Below are 13133 nucleotides of genomic sequence, written 5' to 3'. Positions count from 1 at the left end.
CGTACCGCTTCGGCCGTCGGGCTACCAGATCTTCACACGCTCCGACGGGTCCAGATACAGGGCATCCCCGGGTTCGACGTCGAACGCCGTATGGAAGCTGTCGATGTTGCGCACCACTGCGTTGCAGCGGAACTCGGGAGGGGAGTGCGGGTCGACGGCAAGACGGCGGATAGCCTCCTCCGTCCTCGCTTTGGTGCGCCATACCTGCGCCCAGCCGAAAAACACCCGCTGCAGACCGGTCAGACCGTCGATCTCCGGCGCCTCGTTACCGTCCAGCGAAATCTTGTATGCCTGCAGCGCGATGGACAGTCCACCGAGGTCGCCGATGTTCTCGCCGATGGTGAACTCGCCGTTGACGGTGTGCTCATCCGGGAGCGCCTTGGGCGAAAGGGCGTTGTACTGGTCGATCAAAGTCTTTGTCCGCTTGCCGAATTCGGCGCGATCCTCGTCGGTCCACCAGTCGACCAAGTTGCCGTCGCCGTCGTACTTCGCGCCCTGGTCATCGAAACCGTGGCCGATCTCGTGCCCGATCACCGCTCCGATACCGCCGTAATTGGCGGCATCGTCGGCGTTCATATCGAAGAACGGCGGCCGCAGGATGGCGGCGGGAAATACGATCTCGTTCATACCCGGGTTGTAGTAGGCGTTGACCGTCTGCGGGGTCATGAACCATTCGCCGCGGTCGACCGGGCCGCCGAGCTTGTTCAGGTCCCGATCGTGGTCGGCGGCGTAGCCGTTACGATAGTTGCCGACCAGGTCAGCTGGGTCGATCACGACGGCCGAGTAGTCGCGCCACTTGTCCGGGTAGCCGATCTTCGGGGTGAACTTCTCCAGCTTGGCCAGCGCGGCGGCCCTGGTGTCCTGACCCATCCAGTCCAGCTGAGCGATGTTGCGACGGTAGGCCTCCTGCAGGTTGGCCACCAGCTCGACCATCCGGGCCTTGGCCGCGGGGGGGAAGTGTTCGGCGACATACAGTTTGCCGACTGCCTCACCGAGCAGGTCCTGCACCAGCGAGACGCCGCGCTTCCAGCGCTCCCGGTTCTCTTCGGCGCCGGTGAGGGTGCGGCCGTAGAAGTCGAAGTTTTCCTCGACCAGCGCGTCGGTCAGGTACGGCGCGCGCGAACGAAGCACCCGCCAGGCTGCCCAGGCACGCCAGTCGGCCGGCGATTCGGCGGCCCACACCTGGGCAAAGGTGCGCAGGTAGTCGGGCTGGCCCACGACCACTTCCGCGAACAGCTCGGGTCCGGTGCGGTCCGCGCCCTCGGCCAGCGCGCAAGCCCACGCGACCCAGTCGAACTCGGGATTTTCCTCGGTCAGCGCCTGAAACGTGGTCAGGTTGTAGCGCAGTTCGGCGTCGCGGCGGCGCACGACGTCCCAGTGCCCGGCGGCCAGCTTCTGCTCCAGCTCGAATACCCGCTGCCCGACGGTGTCCAGGTCCGCGGGCAGCAGCGCCGCGATGCGAGGGTCGACTGCGGCGAGGGCGAACATGCGGCCGATATGCGCGATGTATTTGGTGCGAATCTCGGCGAACTCGTCCTGTCGGTAGTAGGACTCGTCGGGAAGGCCGATGCCGGATTGAGTAGCGTGCGCGAGGTAGCGGTTGGAGTTCTTGCCGTCGGTGTCGACGTAGACGCTGACGGCACCGCCGACGCCGGTGCGCTGCAACCGGCCGAGCAGCGCGGCAAACGACCCCTTGTCGGCGACGTCATGGATGGCGGCCAACTCGGCGGAGATCGGCTCGAGACCGGCGGCGGCGATCGTATCGGTGTCCATGAAGCTGGAGTACAGATCGCCGATCTTGCGGGCGTCGCTACCCGGCTCGGCGTCGGCGGCCGCGGCATTCTGGATGATTGCCTGAACGTCCAGCTCGGCTTGGTCGTACAACGTTCGGAACGCGCCGTCCACCGCGCGGTCCGCCGGTATCTCATGCTCTGCCAGCCATTTGCCGTTGACATGCGCGAACAAGTCGTCCTGCACGCGCACGCCCTGGTCGAGATGGGACAGATCGATACCGGAAGGACGAGTCAGTTCGGAAGTCACGGCATCCAGTATGCCGATACGCGCGCGGGTCGGCCCCCAGCCGCTTGCGGCCGGGGGCCGAGAGCAGCTGAATCAGGCAGGCAAGTCGATGTGGTCGAATTCGCCGTCGCGGGCGCCGAGCAGGAAGGCTTCCCACTCCTCAGGGGTGTAGGTGAGGGTGGTCTTGCCATGGCGGAGTGTGGTGTGACCATTGGCGGCAGTGTGCGTACTCAGTTTGCCCTCCGGTCGCCCGTGGGTGCGCAGGAGATCGAGGAAGGCGGACCATTCGGCGGCGGTGACAATGATGACGGGCTCTTCGGCGGTGCGATGTGCCGGGTTGCGGCGATACTTGCTGTCACGGATGAGCACCGCATCACCATCGAATCGAACTTCGACGCATTGATTGCCGTTGTTCGATCGAGTCGATGTGAACCAGCCGGTGGATACCGGCATGGGGCTTACGGTGGTGGCCATGGGCAGGATTTTACACGCGGGAATAGTGTCTGATCAGGGCTGATGACTTCGTACGTTCAAGTGATTGCTCGAGCGCCCGCACGTACGCAAAGCCGAGATTGCGCACCAGATCCGGGTCGTCGACCGCCCCGCCGAACACCGCGCTCTCCGCCCAGCCGAAGGTTGGCAGCTGCTCGCCCGCGAAGTCGATGAAATGGAAGCTGGAGCCGCCGAGCACCGCGCCCGCCGTGGCGGCGAACGGGATCACCCGCACCTCCACTGTCTCTAGTTCGTCGATCAGATCCGCCAGATAGTTCAGTTGCCCGCGAAGCACATCCGGCCCGCCGGTCTGCTGTAGCAGGGTGCCCTCGCCGAATACCGCGGTCAGTTCGACCGGGTCCGGGCCGCGCAGCCGCTCCTGCCTGCGCATCCGAATCGCCACCAGCTGCTCGACCTACACTGGGCGGATCATCACGTCAGCGCTGATCAGCGCGCGGGCGTAGTCCTCAGTCTGCAGCAGGCCAGGCACGACCAGGCTGTCGTAACTACGGATACTCTGCGCACCGAACTCCATCCCGTACAGCCGCTGGAGCTCCGGTCCGATCAGCGCCGACGACTTCGCCCACCACCCGCGCTGCTTGCTCACCTCCAGCAGGGCAACAAGCTCTTCGCGCTCCTCGGTCTCCACCTCGAGCAGCTCGAGCACCGGTCCGATGGTGCTGGTCGTAAGCACGCGCCTGCCCTTCTCCACGTGCGACCAGTTGGCCGGGGTGAACCCCACTCGCTCGGCGAAGCCCGTAGAGTCGAAGCCGCGCTGTTCCCGCAGCTCACGTAGCCGAAGCACCAGTTCCCAGCGGGCGACGGTCGGCGACACGGGTGCCATGCCTGGCGATGCTACGCGCCCTCCGACTCGCCCAAGTGTGACTATTGTCAACCCGATTGCACCCGACTAGGGTCGGTAGCAGCGGTCGGTCTCCCAGCGCACGATCCACCCGCATCGAGGCGAGGTTGCTCGTCATGACTACATCCCGCACCGAAACAGGCGGCCATACCGGGCCCCTGGATTTCACGGAGATCCAGGACGCGTTCGATCGCTGCCGCCGGTACGGCACGGAGCACGGGCTGTACGGCATCGTGGACCCGGCCCTGGGGCGGATCATGCTGGAAGTCGGCTCCGTGGGCGCGGTCGTGATGCCCGCCGCGTTCGGCAGGCAGGTGCGCGACCGGCTCACTTCCGGACCCGAACATCGGCCAGGGCCGATCATCGCGCATCCGCGCTCGGACCGCTGGACCTTCCTCACCGGCCCGACCGATAACTCATATCTCGATACCGCGCTGTTCGCCGATCTGTTCCGGGTCTGCGCGTCGATCGCGCTGCCGGGCAGCCACATCGTGCTGCCCTCACCCACCGACGAACGCGGCGGCTATCGGATCTGGGTCGCAGCGCCCGAGGAGGACTTCCGCCGCGAGCTCACCGAGGTGATCACCGATACCCGGGCGTGCGCCGCGGTCAGCGGGGTGTAGGGGCGGGCGGCGGAGTCAGTGTGACGCTGTATTTGTCCTGTAGCTTCTGGTTCCACTCACGTTCGCACTGATCGATCTCGGACTGGTCGTTGCCCGCCTTACTGATGCAGTCGATGAAGTCCTTGCCGCCGGAGTCGACGAAGAAGCTGTAGCCCACGACAGTGATCACGATGGCGCCGATGAGGCCCAGCACGCCGAGGATCAGACCCGCGATCGCCATGCCGGTACCACCTGCGGTGCCCGAGCGGGCCTTGACCAGCGCCACCACGCCGAAGATCAGAGCGAAGATGCCGAACAAGTAGCCGCCGACGACCGTCCAGCAGCTCAGCAATCCGAGGATGCCGAGCACCAGCGCGGTGATCGCGAGGCCCCTGCCTTTGGGCGACTCCTGCCAATAGGCGGGCTGGCTCGGCGGCGGGTACTGCCCCGGGGGCGGCGGATACTGGCCGGGCGGGGGATATTGCGACATGAATTCCTCTCCGTCAGTGCCTCGCGATGCTCGGTCCGGACGAGGTGGTCCGCGGCGGTCGCCTACTGATCGCGTTCCCGACGGACGGACGCCGATCGAAACGACTATTGGGCGCCCAACCGCGCGTGCATCTCCCACACCAGGATCTCCGAAGGCTGCCTCGCCACTACGCGCTGCCCTCCGGCCCTGGTCAGACGCACCGCGTCGCCCTCATAGAGCGGGCCGACCCCCTCCATTTCCACCTCCCCGCGCGCGACGAACAGATGCAGGTACGGCGCGTCGGGCAGGTTGACGACCGATTCGACGCTCGGCTCCGCACTTGCCATACGCGCCGCGTGCAGCGCCGAATGGCTGCTGTTGATCGCGATGGCGGTGCGATCGCGGTAGCGCGGCAGGCCCGAGGCGACCGTTACCAGGCCACCGCCCGCCAGCTCGTCATCGATCTCGAGCTGTTCGTAGCCCGGGGTGAGGCCTGGTTCGTCGGGCACCACCCACATCTGGACAAAGTGCACCGGTTCCTCGTGCTCGGAGCCACGGCCATCCAGCCGCCAGGAGTCGTTCTTCTCCGAGTGCAGGATGCCGGTGCCCGCGCTCATCCGCTGGGCAAGCCCGGGGTAGATGATGCCGCGGTGGCCGAGAGAATCCTGGTGCACCAGGCTGCCGCCGAGCACCCAGGTGACGATTTCCATGTCGCGATGCGGGTGGGTATCGAAGCCCTGACCGGGAGAAACGATGTCTTCGTTGTTGACAAGCAGCAGGCCGTGATGCGTGTTGTCGGGATCGTAATGCTCGCCGAACGAGAACGAGTGCTTCGAATCCAGCCACGAGATCCGCGTCTTCATACGGTCGCCGCCGCGATGAACATCGATGTGTGGCGTCGTGAGTGTGGACATCAGGTCCTCCTCTCGGGACCGTGCACCGATCGCTGTCCAGGGTTGGAGCACGTCCATCGCGGTACTCCACATCCTAGTAAATTGTCCTGCACTCGGCATTTTACGCGAGCGACCACTGGGTGAACGGCAGGCGAGCAGAACCGACGGGTACGTCGAAACGCCGGGCCATCTCGCCGGATAGCGCGACCGGCGTCGATCGCCAACTGCCACAATGGAACCGGAGGTGACGACGTGCTGGGATCCGATGAACTCGCCCGGATAGAGCGGCAACTCCGCAGCGAAGCACACCGCGACGGCATCGCGCATTTCGTGATCGGTATCGCGGTGTTCCGCGAGCGCAGACTTCTAGTGGTGCGCCGGGTGCCCGACGACTATCACGGCGGTATGTACGAACTCCCCGGCGGCGGTGTGGAATCTGGAGAGACATTCGCCGAATGCGTGGCGCGGGAATTGCTGGAGGAAACGGGGCTGCGGTTACGCGCCATCACCGGCTTCCTGGCCGGATTCGACTACGCGACCCGGACCAAGGCGAACGTGCGCAAATACAACGTCGTCGTGGAGGCGGAACCCGGCGATGTCGCCCTCACGCCACAGGAGCACGACGCGTTCGCCTGGATCGATGCGGGCGCGCTCGCCGAGCTGCCGATGGCCCCGGATATGCGAGCGACGGTGAGCACGCTCCTCGATCGGGTTTGAGCCGGTCGGCCATTGTTCGCGCGTTATCGAGCGAACGCAGTACCCTCGCGAACGTGTCGACTGGTCGCACCGCAGGTCTGAGCCCCGAGGAGGAGCGGCCCGTTCCGCTGCGCACCGCGCTGCGTGAAAGCCCGGGCGTGTCGCGGCTGGCCGTGGTCCGGTTCGCTGGACAGTTCGGCGACGGGATGTTCCAAGCGGCGCTGTCGGGTGCGATCCTGTTCAACCCCGAACGGCAGACCGATCCACTGGCCGTCGCGGCAGGCTTCGCGGTGCTGCTGTTGCCCTATTCCCTGATCGGGCCGTACGCGGGTGCGCTGCTGGATCGATGGGACCGGCGCGCCGTGCTGCTGGCGGCCAACGTGTTCCGTGCGGCTTTGATCGGCGTGGTGAGCGCGGGGCTGCTCGCGGGGATGGGGGAGACGCCGCTGCTGTTGCTGGCACTTGCCGTAGTCGGAATCAGCAGGTTCGTGCTGGCCGGTGTTTCTGCGGCACTGCCCCGAGTGCTGCCGCAAGCGTGGCTGGTGCCGATGAACTCGGTGTTCACGACGGTGGCCTCCGGGTGTGCCGGGCTCGGCGCGGCTACCTCGGTGGCGGTGATCGGTCTGATCGGGGCGGGGGATTTCGCATCGGCGGTCGCGGTGGCGCTCAGCGGTGCCGGGTCGGTGCTCGGCGCGGTGCTGGCGGCCGGGTTCCGCCCTCGGGTTCTCGGTCCCGAAACCGAGGCGAAGCCTGGGGAGAACACCGTGCACGCCATCGCTACGGGCCTGCGCACAGGCGCCGCGGCCGTCTGGGAGTCGGTGCAGGTCACCACGGCGATGCTGGGCATCGGCACACACCGGATCGTGTTCGGCGTGAACACGTTGATCATGGTGCTGGTATTGCGCCAGGCTCCGCTGGACAGCTCCGGGCTCAGTGGCGGTCTGGTCGGATTCGGCGTCGCCATCGCGGCCACCGCGGCGGGCATGCTGGTCGCCGCCGTCGTCACGCCGCTGCTCATACCCCGCTTCGGGCGGCCGCGCACCGTGGTCACCAGTCTCCTCGTCGCGACGCTGGTGCAGCTCGTACTCGTCACGCCGATCGCGGTCGCTGATTCGACAACCACGGTGCAGCGTGCGCATCAGCTGCTGCTGGTCGGTGCGTTCCTGCTGGGACTGGCCGGACAGACGATCAAGCTGACCGGTGACGCCACCATGCAGATCGACATCGATGACGCTCGGCGCGGCCAAGTATTCGCGCTGCAGGACACCGTCTTCAACATCGCCTTCGTGCTGGCCATCGCCCTTGCGGCGCTGGTGATGCCGGAGGATGGGTTATCGCACGCCGTGGTGCTGGCCGGCGCCGCGATCTACTGCGCGGGAATCGCGGCAATCGCGCTGAACACGCGCCGCGGCACGCTTACGCGATGATCGGCTCGTCGCCGAGGCTTCGACCATCGCGGCTCAACCAGCGCGCCAAGTGTTCGGGGAGCGTATCGGCCGAGTAGGGGGCACGATCGGGCAACGCCGCCGGTTGATCGCAGTCCGGACGCGGGGACGCCGAATCCGGTTGCGGCGCATCGGTCACCGGACGATCGGGCTCATCCGCGGCGCTGCGCAGGATCCAGTCGAACGGCTCGCTCGCGGCATCGGCCGATAGTCCCGTGATCTGGTGATCCCAGGTGCCGAGGCCGGTGGGGTCGGTGAAGAAATGGTCGAGCACGCCGTCATCGTCGAGATCCAGCGCCGCGATGTCCGCGATGCCGGAGCCGCGGGAGTCCCACAGCGCGTCGTCGGCGAAGCCGTCACCGTCGAAGTCCAGCCCTACCGCGTCGGCCACGCCTGCGCCGGTGAGCTCCAGATCCGCCTCGCTGGTCCAGAGGTGCACCCTTCCGTCACCGGTACCGAACACGTACTCGATCTCGTTCATATGTGTTTTGACGCGCAGACCGTGGCACCGGTTCCATTTCGTGAGTAATTCTCCGATTCCGTCGTCCCACATTTGCAGACGTTATTCGGGTAAGTTGCTCTTTCTGCGGCCCGATTCGACAGGAGTCAACACGAGATGGGTTTTTCTCCGAATAATCCCGACGCGGTGCGAGAACTGCTGGGCGCGTGGAAAACCCGATCTGTCCTATCCGTCCGGGATGCCGGATAGTCGATCGACCGAACCGACGTGATGCGCGGATCCCGAATCACCTCCTCGAGTACGCCCGCAATGTTCGGCGCCCTGCTCGCCGGAGTCCTCACCCTGCCGATGCCCGCGGCGCAGGCCGCACCGTTTCCGTGGGCGCCACCACCAGTGAACAGCTGCGGCGAGACCGGATTCGACCCACTCAATCGCGAGCCCGATCCCGCACAGCCGCCTCCGCCGCCACTGCCGCCACAGATCGATATCCCGGTGCCGATTCCGGAGCTCACACCGGTTCCGGTGCCCGACCCACCGCAGGACAACACGCGAATCGTGCCTGCCCCGCTGCCGACCGATCCGTGTGAGAATCCCTGCCCCGACATCCGGGATACCCCGAAGCCTCCGGAATCGAATCCCGACCCCAGCCCGACGCCGAACAACGGCATCGATAACGGGACCGGCTCGAGTTCGGGTTCCGGCTCCGGCTCCGGCTCCGGCTCCGGTTCCGGTTCGGGCTCCGGCAGCGGTTCTGGTTCTGGTTCGGGCTCCGGCAGCGGTTCCGGCGAGCCGATCAAACTGCCGCGCATCGAGTTTCACCCGGAGGCCGAACCGATTCCGATCCCGGTGCCCGGCGGCCCCGGCGAGGAATCGCAACCGGCCCCTCCGCAGGTGGTGCGCCCGAATGCACCGGGTCCGCTCGCGGCGCCGATCGACGCGCCACGCGTCGAGTCGGTACGACTGATCGGGCAGGTGACCGGGCACGGCTCGGAGAATCGGACCGACATGCGCTGGCAGGTAGACGGCACCGACCTCGGTCTCATGTGGGAGACCGGGCCCGGCGAGGTCGCCGTGGTCTTCGGCGACACCTTCGGCAAGGGCTGGGGCGGCGGTGGCGCGGGCCACGACGACCAGGACTGGCGCAGCAACGTGATCGGCTTCAGCTCCGACCGCGATCTTGCCGACGGTCTGACCTTGGACACCTTCGCGCAGGACACCCGCTGCCACGCCGCGGAGATCCTGGGCAGCCGCAAGGTCAAGAACTGGGAGACCACCACCATCCCCACCTCCGGGTTCGCCATCGGACACCGGCAGTATCTGAGCTATATGTCGGTGAATCGGTGGAGCCGCATCCCCGGCCTGTGGTGGACCAACTACGGCGGCCTGGCCTACTCCGACGACAAAGGGCGCACCTGGAAGAAGGACCAGAATGCCAAGTGGGACAACCTCTTCGGTGTCGGCCGGTTCCAGGTGGCGGCGATGGTGCCGCAGGGTGACTACGTTTATATGTTCGGCACGCCCAACGGTCGTATAGGCGTGATCGGGCTGGCCAGGGTACGGAAGGACGAGGTGCTGAACAAGTCCGCCTACCAGTATTGGGTCGGCGGCACCTGGGCGCCCGCAGCCGAAAATCTGGCTACTCCGCTGGTGCTCGGCATGGCCAGCGAGCTGTCGGTGCGCTATGACCGGGAAACCGCGCGGTGGCAGATGGTCTACCTCGATTCGGCGCGGGGCGCGATCGTGCTGCGCACCGCCGGGAGCCCGCAGGGCGCATGGACAGACGCGATCCCGCTGGTGCCCACGAATGACTACCCGAAGTCCTACGGCGGGTTCATTCATCCGTGGTCGACCGGCAAGGATCTGTACTTCACACTCTCGGCGTGGGACAGCTACAACGTGTATCTCATGCATGCCCGGTTGGATCCTGGCCGCTGACCGCGCGGACGAACCGGACGGGCTGACCGGGCCGCGCCTGCGCGACAGCGTCGACGTCCGCATCGATGATTACCGCGACCACCGGGTAGCCACCCGTGATCGGATGATCGGCAAGGAACACCACCGGCTGCCCGCTCGGCGGCGCCTGGATCGAACCGAGCGTCACGCCTTCGGTCGGCAACTCGGCCTTGTCTTTTCGGGTCAGCGGCGGACCGGTACGGCGCTCCAACCGGGCACCGATCCGGTCGGTATCGGTGGAGATTTCCCAGACGCCGTCGAACAACGCCGCGGCATCGGTGAACCAGTCGTCGCGTGGCCCGAGCAGGGCGTGCACCGCGACGAGGCCTGCCGGTGGTTCGGCCACCGGAGCGAACTCCACGGTCGGAAGAGTGCGCGGCGAGGGTCCGATCGGCAGCCTATCGCGCTTGGCCAACGGCTCCGGGCCGAGCCCGGACATGGTGTCACGGCTGCGCGAACCCAGCACCGGCGGCACATCGACGCCACCGCGCACCGCGACGTAGCTGCGCAATCCGACCGACGCGTAGCCGAGCCGAAGCACCTGCCCCGCCTCGAGTTCCAGCACGCTGGCGTGCCCGACCGGCGTGCCGTCGACGGCCGCGGGCGCGGGCGCACCGGTGACGGCGAACGTGGCGTGCTCTTCGGCGCGCAGCGCGAGCCCGCCGAGCAGCACCTCGATCGCCGCGTGCCCCTCCGGATTGCCGACCAGCCGATTGGCCAGCCGCAGCGACGAACGGTCCGCGGCACCGGAGGGCCCGACACCGGAATCGAACCAGCCCGGCCTGCCGAGATCCTGGATGGTCGCCAGCGGACCGACCTGCTCGACGACGATCATCCGGCCGCCTCGACGAATCGAACCGTGTGGCCCACCCGGATCAACGCGGGCGGGTCACGTTCGACGTCCCACATCCTCTGGCCGGTACTTCCGATGAGCTGCCACCCGCCGGGCGTGCTGCGCGGGTATACCGCACTGTAGCCACCGGCGAGCGCGACGGCGCCCGCCGGAATCACGGTGCGGGCCTGGGCTCGGCGTGGCACGGTCAGCCGACCGTCGGGCGATTCCAGATAGCCGAAGCCGGGGGCGAATCCGACGAAGGCACACCGCCAGACCGTCCCGGTGTGTGCGGCGATCACCTCCGCGACGCTGAGCTCCAGCAGCCGGGCCACCTCGTCCAGATCGTCGCCGTCATAGCGGACCGGAATCAACACTGGATCCGTAGGAGATGAGCTGTCCGGCAGTGTTCCACGGGAAACACTATCCAGGTGCTCGTCCCGCAGCGCGGCGAGCAACGTGGTCACCACACGACGCACGGCCGCACCGTCGCGCGGTGAATGCAGGGTCAGCAAAACGGTCTCCGCGGCAGGCAGCACGTCCTGCACACCGGCCACGGGTCGGTCACGTAGCGCCGCGGCCAGGTTCGCCACCATATCGCGGCGGTCCGGCGTTACCAGCAATGCCCGATCTCCAGCCGCGCGGATCGCCCGCTCGGCCGCCTGCCACGCCGTGTCCTTCGTCATCTCGCGGCCTCAGCCGAACGGCTCCACCGGCACACCGACGTCGTCCAGCGCACTACGGATCAGGCGGGCCATCTCCACCGCCGCGGGCGAATCACCGTGCACGCAAATACTCGCGGCGCTCACCGACACCACGCCGGACCCGTCGACCGTACGCGCGGTGCCCGACATGGCGATCGAAACCGCTTGGGTCACCGCCTCGTTCGGTTGCAGCACCGAGCCGGGCACACTGCGTGCGGCGAGCATGCCGTTCGCCAGGTAGGCGCGGTCGGCGAAGCCCTCGCCGACGAATCGCACCGCGGCTTCGCGTGCCGCCCGCTCCAGCTGGGTACCGGCAGGCCCGAGCAGCGTGAGCCGCGGGTCGTACTCGGTGATCGCGGCCAGCACCGAGTCCGCGAGCTCCGGGTCGCGCGCGGCCGAATGATAAAGCGCCCCATGCGGCTTCACATATCGCACCCGGTCGCCCGCGGCCTTCACGAAGGCGTCGAGACCTCCGATCTGGTACAGCACCTCGTCTCGGATTTCGGCGGGCGCGACGGCGATCTCGCGTCTGCCGAAACCGGCCAGGTCGCGATAGCCGACATGTGCGCCGACCCGCACCCCCTTCTCTACTGCGAGCAGGCAAGTCCTGCGCATGATCGTCGGGTCGCCCGCATGGAAACCACAGGCGATGTTGGCGCTGGTGACGATATCGAGCATCGCGGCATCGTCACCCATCGTCCACGGCCCGAAACCCTCGCCGAGATCACTGTTGAGGTCCAGCGGCATGTGCGTCCTCCCACCGGCATTGTATTGCGGACGGACCTCTGATTCTGGTGCGGAGGTGTTCGTCGGGCAAGGAGGCCCGGCAGCGCACGTGGATCACGACGCGATAGTTCCGCTCGGCGCCGCCAAGTACGCTCGAGCAATCATGGCCATGTATTTCGATCCGAAGTCCTGGTCGCCGTGGCGCGCCGTCGATCTCGGGAAACGCCTGTTCGATCGTTCCCGGCTGGAGCAGTGGATCTCCTTCGGGACCGCATGGATGGACCCGGTGGCCGATCTCGGTGCCGGGACCGCCACGGCGCTGCTCCCGGACATCCTGATGACGATGCTCAGCGAAGGCATCCTGAGCCGGTTCGGCGGGCAAGAGGTCAGCGCGACACTACTCGGCCACGACGTCGATGCCACCCTGCAGGTGCTGAAGGTGCGCCGGCGCGGCGCGCACTTCCAAACCAAGACAGTGTTGTCGCGGCTGCGCTGGGACGACCACCGGATCGAGGCCGTGACGGTCATCGCCCACGGAGTCCGTTTGATCCCCGGCGTACCGACCAAGTTGCGCGCAGCACAGCTCGACATCGACGGCACCGTCACCACCGCCGCAGTGGTCGGCTGGCTCAACACCCAACCGCTGGGCTGGGCGCTTGACCTGCACGAGACCGGATTGATCCGGGCCCGGCACCGCCGAAAGCGAATGACCGCCCTGGTCGATGCGTCCGTGACGAACAACCGCCTGGGCATCGAAGTCCGCAAGGCAGCCTGGTTCGGCATCCGGATACCACGCAGGATGGTCGGCATTCCCACGATGCCGCTCAACCGGCTGCCCAACGACGCGCGGATCGTCTCCACCATCCGCGAGGACGATCTGATCCGGTTCCGAATCGAGCTACCGGAGATCACCGGTTCGTTCGATCTGGCCCAGATCCGCTCCGCAATCCTCGCGGGCAGCACTCTGATCGTGTTCTGAT

General features: G+C 66.9%; 13 protein-coding genes and 1 pseudogene. 5 read left to right on the top strand and 9 right to left on the bottom strand.

Annotated elements, in window-relative coordinates; translation table 11 throughout:
- Positions 1 to 21: 21 nt before the first annotated feature.
- The 3 genes and pseudogenes from AB0H00_RS00795 to AB0H00_RS00785 form a co-directional block, all read right to left on the bottom strand.
- On the bottom strand, positions 22 to 2040 hold the full coding sequence (locus AB0H00_RS00795; RefSeq protein WP_357258682.1) for a M13 family metallopeptidase: 2019 nt from the start codon (positions 2038 to 2040) through the stop codon (positions 22 to 24).
- Positions 2041 to 2112: 72 nt separating this feature from the next.
- Positions 2113 to 2493, bottom strand: coding sequence for a DUF397 domain-containing protein (locus AB0H00_RS00790; protein WP_357258679.1), 381 nt, complete (start codon positions 2491 to 2493; stop codon positions 2113 to 2115).
- A 10-nt stretch (positions 2494 to 2503) separates the two neighbouring features.
- A pseudogene (locus AB0H00_RS00785) lies at positions 2504 to 3355 on the bottom strand (Scr1 family TA system antitoxin-like transcriptional regulator).
- A 134-nt stretch (positions 3356 to 3489) separates the two neighbouring features.
- On the opposite strand from AB0H00_RS00785, the gene AB0H00_RS00780 reads away from it, so the two are divergent.
- Positions 3490 to 3996 carry a hypothetical protein gene (locus tag AB0H00_RS00780; protein ID WP_357258676.1) on the top strand — a complete coding sequence of 169 codons (507 nt, stop codon included), beginning with the start codon at positions 3490 to 3492 and terminating at the stop codon, positions 3994 to 3996.
- On the opposite strand, the gene AB0H00_RS00775 is transcribed toward AB0H00_RS00780, so the two are convergent.
- On the bottom strand, positions 3983 to 4465 hold the full coding sequence (locus AB0H00_RS00775) for a DUF4190 domain-containing protein (protein WP_357258673.1): 483 nt from the start codon (positions 4463 to 4465) through the stop codon (positions 3983 to 3985). The two genes, AB0H00_RS00780 and AB0H00_RS00775, sit on opposite strands and share 14 nt — an antisense overlap.
- Before the next feature lie 104 nt (positions 4466 to 4569).
- Positions 4570 to 5358: a pirin family protein gene (locus AB0H00_RS00770; RefSeq protein WP_357258670.1), complete on the bottom strand. Its 789-nt coding sequence runs from the start codon at positions 5356 to 5358 to the stop codon at positions 4570 to 4572.
- Positions 5359 to 5589: 231 nt separating this feature from the next.
- Between AB0H00_RS00770 and AB0H00_RS00765 the strand changes: the two genes are divergently transcribed.
- Together AB0H00_RS00765 and AB0H00_RS00760 are read left to right on the top strand one after the other, a co-directional pair.
- Positions 5590 to 6054, top strand: coding sequence for an NUDIX domain-containing protein (locus AB0H00_RS00765; RefSeq protein WP_357258667.1), 465 nt, complete (start codon positions 5590 to 5592; stop codon positions 6052 to 6054).
- A 77-nt stretch (positions 6055 to 6131) separates the two neighbouring features.
- A complete protein-coding gene (locus AB0H00_RS00760) occupies positions 6132 to 7460 on the top strand; it encodes an MFS transporter (RefSeq protein ID WP_357260332.1) in 1329 nt (442 codons plus the stop codon).
- Here AB0H00_RS00760 and AB0H00_RS00755 read toward each other — a convergent pair.
- Positions 7450 to 8031 (bottom strand): hypothetical protein, encoded by a 582-nt coding sequence (locus AB0H00_RS00755; protein ID WP_357258664.1) that lies wholly within the window; start codon positions 8029 to 8031, stop codon positions 7450 to 7452. The genes AB0H00_RS00760 and AB0H00_RS00755 overlap by 11 nt on opposite strands.
- A 177-nt stretch (positions 8032 to 8208) precedes the next feature.
- Between AB0H00_RS00755 and AB0H00_RS00750 the strand changes: the two genes are divergently transcribed.
- Complete coding sequence (locus AB0H00_RS00750) at positions 8209 to 9873, top strand: DUF4185 domain-containing protein (RefSeq protein ID WP_357260329.1); 1665 nt, start codon at positions 8209 to 8211, stop codon at positions 9871 to 9873.
- Here AB0H00_RS00750 and AB0H00_RS00745 read toward each other — a convergent pair.
- The 3 genes from AB0H00_RS00745 to AB0H00_RS00735 are packed head-to-tail and all read right to left on the bottom strand — an operon-like array spanning position 9842 to position 12174.
- On the bottom strand, positions 9842 to 10726 hold the full coding sequence (locus AB0H00_RS00745) for a biotin-dependent carboxyltransferase family protein (RefSeq protein WP_357258662.1): 885 nt from the start codon (positions 10724 to 10726) through the stop codon (positions 9842 to 9844). The two genes, AB0H00_RS00750 and AB0H00_RS00745, sit on opposite strands and share 32 nt — an antisense overlap.
- Positions 10723 to 11409 (bottom strand): allophanate hydrolase subunit 1, encoded by a 687-nt coding sequence (locus AB0H00_RS00740; protein WP_357258659.1) that lies wholly within the window; start codon positions 11407 to 11409, stop codon positions 10723 to 10725. The genes AB0H00_RS00745 and AB0H00_RS00740 overlap by 4 nt, the downstream gene beginning before the upstream one ends.
- A 9-nt stretch (positions 11410 to 11418) precedes the next feature.
- Positions 11419 to 12174: a 5-oxoprolinase subunit PxpA gene (locus tag AB0H00_RS00735; RefSeq protein ID WP_357258656.1), complete on the bottom strand. Its 756-nt coding sequence runs from the start codon at positions 12172 to 12174 to the stop codon at positions 11419 to 11421.
- Positions 12175 to 12262: 88 nt separating this feature from the next.
- Here AB0H00_RS00735 and AB0H00_RS00730 point away from each other — a divergent pair, with 88 nt between their 5' ends.
- Positions 12263 to 13132 carry a hypothetical protein gene (locus AB0H00_RS00730; RefSeq protein WP_357258653.1) on the top strand — a complete coding sequence of 290 codons (870 nt, stop codon included), beginning with the start codon at positions 12263 to 12265 and terminating at the stop codon, positions 13130 to 13132.
- Position 13133 lies beyond the last annotated feature (1 nt).

Origin of the sequence: Nocardia sp. NPDC023852 (assembly GCF_040639505.1) — a bacterium.
GTDB lineage: Bacteria > Actinomycetota > Actinomycetes > Mycobacteriales > Mycobacteriaceae > Nocardia.
Note: the sequence above shows the minus strand (reverse complement) of the source record. Positions and strands in the feature narration are given on the sequence as shown.

Bases quoted from the DNA above. Each gene is read 5' to 3' on its own strand.
- AB0H00_RS00790 (WP_357258679.1), bottom strand. From the start codon at position 2,493: ATGGCCACCACCGTAAGCCCCATGCCGGTATCCACCGGCTGGTTCACA.
- AB0H00_RS00780 (WP_357258676.1), top strand. From the start codon at position 3,490: ATGACTACATCCCGCACCGAAACAGGCGGCCATACCGGGCCCCTGGAT.
- AB0H00_RS00775 (WP_357258673.1), bottom strand. From the start codon at position 4,465: ATGTCGCAATATCCCCCGCCCGGCCAGTATCCGCCGCCCCCGGGGCAG.
- AB0H00_RS00770 (WP_357258670.1), bottom strand. From the start codon at position 5,358: ATGTCCACACTCACGACGCCACACATCGATGTTCATCGCGGCGGCGAC.
- AB0H00_RS00755 (WP_357258664.1), bottom strand. From the start codon at position 8,031: ATGTGGGACGACGGAATCGGAGAATTACTCACGAAATGGAACCGGTGC.
- AB0H00_RS00750 (WP_357260329.1), top strand. From the start codon at position 8,209: ATGCGCGGATCCCGAATCACCTCCTCGAGTACGCCCGCAATGTTCGGC.
- AB0H00_RS00745 (WP_357258662.1), bottom strand. From the start codon at position 10,726: ATGATCGTCGTCGAGCAGGTCGGTCCGCTGGCGACCATCCAGGATCTC.
- AB0H00_RS00740 (WP_357258659.1), bottom strand. From the start codon at position 11,409: ATGACGAAGGACACGGCGTGGCAGGCGGCCGAGCGGGCGATCCGCGCG.
- AB0H00_RS00735 (WP_357258656.1), bottom strand. From the start codon at position 12,174: ATGCCGCTGGACCTCAACAGTGATCTCGGCGAGGGTTTCGGGCCGTGG.